General features: G+C 50.3%; 5 protein-coding genes and 1 pseudogene. 4 read left to right on the top strand and 2 right to left on the bottom strand.

The window, feature by feature from the left end:
* Nucleotides 1-1,304: 1,304 nt before the first annotated feature.
* The 4 genes from ABEV74_RS14625 (at nt 1,305) to ABEV74_RS14640 (ending at nt 3,197) form a co-directional block, all read left to right on the top strand.
* Complete coding sequence (locus ABEV74_RS14625) at nt 1,305-1,613, top strand: hypothetical protein (RefSeq protein ID WP_430146928.1); 309 nt, start codon at nt 1,305-1,307, stop codon at nt 1,611-1,613.
* A complete protein-coding gene (locus ABEV74_RS14630; protein WP_430146930.1) occupies nt 1,613-1,795 on the top strand; it encodes a hypothetical protein in 183 nt (60 codons plus the stop codon). The genes ABEV74_RS14625 and ABEV74_RS14630 overlap by 1 nt, the downstream gene beginning before the upstream one ends.
* A 141-nt stretch (nt 1,796-1,936) precedes the next feature.
* Entirely contained in the window at nt 1,937-2,326 is a 390-nt protein-coding gene (locus tag ABEV74_RS14635; protein WP_430146932.1) for an alpha-L-rhamnosidase C-terminal domain-containing protein, read from the top strand.
* Between the two features lie 196 nt (nt 2,327-2,522).
* Entirely contained in the window at nt 2,523-3,197 is a 675-nt protein-coding gene (locus tag ABEV74_RS14640) for an MBL fold metallo-hydrolase (RefSeq protein WP_430146934.1), read from the top strand.
* Between the two features lie 190 nt (nt 3,198-3,387).
* On the opposite strand, the pseudogene ABEV74_RS14645 reads toward ABEV74_RS14640, so the two are convergent.
* A pseudogene (locus tag ABEV74_RS14645) lies at nt 3,388-3,551 on the bottom strand (pentapeptide repeat-containing protein); the annotation flags it as partial.
* Between the two features lie 42 nt (nt 3,552-3,593).
* Nucleotides 3,594-4,382: an ankyrin repeat domain-containing protein gene (locus ABEV74_RS14650; protein ID WP_430146936.1), complete on the bottom strand. Its 789-nt coding sequence runs from the start codon at nt 4,380-4,382 to the stop codon at nt 3,594-3,596.
* Nucleotides 4,383-4,483 lie beyond the last annotated feature (101 nt).

The raw sequence follows: 4,483 nt of genomic DNA on the forward strand, positions 1-4,483 counted from the left end.
CTTTCGAAATTCAGGTTGATTATTTTCGAGCACACGTCAAAGATGGCAAAGGTAAATTGCATGAATGAAACAGTCATGATATGATTAGGATAGAAGTAAGGAGCCGGATGGCCGTCCGACTCCCCGCACAACATTTTGGGTGGGAAACCTCCAAAGAATCAGAGAAAATAACCCGTTCCCTTGGCCGTTAACCTGGGCGGGTTATTTTCGTTTATGCGTGAAAGTGAGCAACGCCAGCAAGAACATGCCGAGCATAATCACTTCAGTCAACGAAAATTGCATGAGCATCACCCCCGTTCTGGAGGTGATACTTTCCCACCCAAGTCTGTTGTACACCAGTATTATATCAAAATTTGTCATTGTGCGCATAGGAGGTCCATAGAAAATTGGAGGATGCACGAAAGGAATGATTCATGTTCCTGTTCCCAACTCAACACATGTGGATTTGGAAAAATAAGGATTATAAAAAGCGATTAAAGTTCACTTATAGCCTAAAAAGTCTGCCTAAAGTATAAAATGTTTGCCTACGAGCCGAGCGAGAAGCAGGTATCCACTCCTGTCTTTCCTCGGCTATTTTGTATTGCAGGGAGGAGGGGGATAGAGGAAAAGGAAAGAACCCTAAACCGCATAAATCCTGTTCCATCAGGTTTTTTTCCCGATTCCATGAGACGGATTTGCGTCCTCACCGCTCGAAAGGCCGACTGAATGCCAAGCCGCAGGATCCGGCCCTCTTTGCTCGGAAAACGCAGGAGATCAGTCGGCTGTATGACATGGCTCCGCTGCTGCATTCGCGCGGCGTTCACGTCGTTTCGCTGGATGAAATGACAGGCATTCAGGCGCTGGAGCGGCTCCATCCCACGTTGTAGATGAAACCAGGGCTGGTGGAACGACGAGAGTTCGAATACATCCGTCATGGTACGCTCAGTCTGATTGCCGGCTTGGAAGCGGCACTCGGACAAATCGTGTGGTTCGCCGTCTGTCATTCCCACGTTTCAGAAAATTTCGAAATTCGTTGATTTTGCTTGATCGATTGAGTAAACTTCATAGTGAGCGTCCTCCTCTTCATTAGGGCGGTGAATGTCCGCGACCCAGCATACAGGAGGGCTTTTTGTTTTTGCCGGACAAACGGCATCTGCTTCGAATTCGAACCGTTCTTGGTCGGAGCAAATATCGGAACGAACGGCCGCGCCCGCTCGTTTGCATATGAAAGGGCTTTCTCAAAAAATAGCCGAAAGGCCGGTGCAAGCAAGATGAGTATGGAAGAACTCCAGGCATCAGAACATTCTGGACGGGGCGGTCGCTGAATGATGACGATCTGGAACAAATCCGCTTTATGGAGGACGCTGAAGGGGAGAATGATCGTCATTCTGCTGCTCAGTTCTATCGCTCCGCTTGCCTTGTTAGGCATTATCTCGTATTCCTCGTTCCATTCTTTCCTGCAGAATACGCTCAAGAACGCCATTCAGGAAAATGTGAAAAAGGATTTGATCGGCATCGACAACATATTCAAAAATATGAATTTCGCTTCCCAACAAATTGCGCTGGACATGGAAATATCCAATAAAATCAGCACGTATTTGACAACGGACGATATTGGTTTTACAAATTTGTAATGATTGTGCTGTTTGCGCTGGCGCTTGGTTTGCTGCTTGCTTTTGTCGTATGGCGCTCCATCTATCGGCCGCTGCAAGTGTTCCGCAAGGAAATCGAACGGATGGGCGAGCAGCAAGCCATCCGCAGCCGCAAGCTGCTTCATCTGTCGGAATTCGACAATGTGCTCGGCCGCTTCTTATGAGATGCGAACGCGCGTCTACGATCTTGTGCGGGAGATCGAGCGGCGCGAGCAGGCGCGCAGCCGGTTTGAGGTGGAGAAGCTGCGGTAGTACTCTCGATCCCGATGACCTATCATCTGTTTCGCGCATTGGAGTGGCTGGGGATGTATAAGGCTTCCTTCGGGCTTTGGGATCGTTGGCGCAGCATTATCGGATTGAATATGACGACGCTGCCTGAAGTGTTTCACAAGACGCCGCGAAGCGACTGCCATGCGTGGAGCGCGGTTCCTCTTGCCGAATTCGCCGGGAACATCTTGGGCGTGAAGCCCGCGGAACCGGGATATAAGCGGATCAGGGTTCAACCTTATCCGGGTCCGTTAACTTGGGCGAAAGGGGCGGTGGCAACGAAGCATGGGCCGGTTCATGTCGACTGGAGTCTCGATAATGGGCAGTTCCGAATCGCCGTAAGAGGCCCTGAGCATATTCCCGTCGAGCTGGTCCTCCCCGACGGGACGGTTGAAGCGTTCTTCGGACAAATCGAATGTGTCGTATAACGAAGAAACAAATGAGGCCTCTTTTAGAATTAAAGAAGCGTTTTGACATCATATCCGCACAGTACGGGGCGTCTCCGAAATCCAGACTTCATGAAATGATGTCCAGCCGAATTTACTTCTATATGCTGTATGGAATCGTAAGCACATATCGGGATAGTCTTGCTCATCGGCTTGAAACAAAAATTGCAGAAGGGGGATGATCGAAGTGAAAGTCACACAAATATCTGAGCATATATGGAGCATAAAGTTATGGCTGATCATTCCGATTCACGTTTGGCTGGTAAAGGAGAAGAACGGGATCACGCTGGTGGACACTGGGGTGGCGATGATGGCGAAAGGAATAGTGAAGGCCATCGAGCGACTGCAGGCCGGACCGTTGCTGCGAATTGTCCTGACGCATGGTCATCCCGATCACATTGGCGGCCTTAAACGCATTTTGCAGTCGAATCCGGTTCCGACATATGCTCACAGCGTCGAAATTCCTTATATGGAAGGAGAACTTCCCTACCGACAAGGTAAAAAACCGGTTGATTATGTGCAAAAAGGGGCCGTTCAACCGCTTGGCGAGGATGAGCGCGGACAATTGCAAGCCATAGGCGGCTTAGTGCCTTTTCATACGCCAGGCCATTCCCCCGGGCACGTTGTATTTTTTCACAAGGATGACCAGGTACTGCTGGCCGGAGACTTGTTCTCGTCCAAGAATGGAAAGTTGCGTCCCCCGCTCTTTACTGAAAATATTGAAGAAACGGTTAGAAACAGTTCCATCGTTGGCCGCCTCCGGCCTGCAAGGGTGGAAATTTGTCATGGAAAGCCTATCTTTAATGGGGCCGATCAGATAGAGGATTACATGATAAAATATTTACGGTCTTAAATGAATCGGTGAGCAGACTTTACAGGAAATTATGGAGTTGTTTATTTCAAAAACTCGTTGATTCCGATAATCCTTTAGTGCGTTAGATTATTTTCAGTTCGCACCCCAATTCTATATATACTTTGTCACGAGGTCGTTCATCTAATCTTCCATAGTATGCCGGCAAGGTCTGTTTTCTTGATTTTTTTAACCAATGAGCAGGAACTTCTACGTAACGAGGTATTTCGTATCTTTATCGCCTTTAGCCGAGTTAACCTGAGCTTGAGTAAGAAAAATACATCCGGTCAAATTTGCACCTGATAAATCAGCAACTCTTAAGTCCGCACCGATAAAATCCGCTTTTCTCAAGCCAGCTCTCCCACTTCCTCCAATGGCATATTCGCCAACGATTCCTGATCATCTCAGCTCGCTGGCGGATCGGGCGCCCTGAAGACGCAGCCACTGTACCAGATCGGCGGCGGCACTGCGTTGCGCGACATCCAGGGGAGCCAGCCCGTCCCATACCGAAATCCAGTTCAGATCGGCTCCCCGTTCGAGAAGGTACTCGGCAGTGGTCCTCTGTCCGCCGTGGCAAGCACACCAGAAGGAAACCGTAACTTCGTCAGGAGGCGAAGCGCTCGATGCTCCCCAAGGGTACCGTCTCGAAAGCGCGGAACCGGCGAAGTGGGCCTCTATGGCGTCCATTTTCCCTAGCGCGGCCGCATGCCAGACCGCCATCTGCGCTCCGCGCTCAACCAATCGATGCGCCGCTCGCCATTGTGCAAAAGCGACCGCATCGTCCAGCGGCGTGCCTCCGGCGATCACGGCACCGGGGGCCTCGATATCGGCACCGGCATCAAGAAGAGCGTCAAGGACTTCGATATCATCGCAGCTTGCCGCCCAATGAAGCGGTGTCTCGGTGTGCGGCCCGGCGAACCGAGCGTTCACATCCGCACCGGACTCGACGAGGATGGCTACGGTCTGCGCACCGCTCGGGAAGTGACCGGGCCAGTCTGTCGCTACATGCAACAGCGTGCGAGACGTTTCGCTGCTTTTGCTCTCGTTACGAGTGTCTCTGCCGATTATTCTTGCCGTAGCCAGCCCCGGATTTTCAGCAAGAAGCCGTTTCAATAATGCGATATCGCCAGTGCGGATCGCCTGGACGGCTTCTGCTGCCGGCGTTTCATCTTCATAAATAAAGTCCATTTTCCGACCACCCTAAACGTAAGATATCTACAGTTTATACCATTTTTTGATTCGTTTGAAATCGCTTTTCCATCGAATATATAATCCTAAATTTCGAAAGC

Origin of the sequence: Paenibacillus cisolokensis (assembly GCF_050481165.1) — a bacterium.
Lineage (GTDB): Bacteria > Bacillota > Bacilli > Paenibacillales > Paenibacillaceae > Paenibacillus_AH > Paenibacillus_AH cisolokensis.

What these genes read in the sequence shown, in the direction of transcription:
- ABEV74_RS14625 (WP_430146928.1), top strand. Translation starts at nt 1,305, where the DNA reads ATGATGACGATCTGGAACAAATCCGCTTTATGGAGGACGCTGAAGGGG.
- ABEV74_RS14630 (WP_430146930.1), top strand. Translation starts at nt 1,613, where the DNA reads ATGATTGTGCTGTTTGCGCTGGCGCTTGGTTTGCTGCTTGCTTTTGTC.
- ABEV74_RS14635 (WP_430146932.1), top strand. Translation starts at nt 1,937, where the DNA reads ATGTATAAGGCTTCCTTCGGGCTTTGGGATCGTTGGCGCAGCATTATC.
- ABEV74_RS14640 (WP_430146934.1), top strand. Translation starts at nt 2,523, where the DNA reads ATGATCGAAGTGAAAGTCACACAAATATCTGAGCATATATGGAGCATA.
- ABEV74_RS14650 (WP_430146936.1), bottom strand. Translation starts at nt 4,382, where the DNA reads ATGGACTTTATTTATGAAGATGAAACGCCGGCAGCAGAAGCCGTCCAG.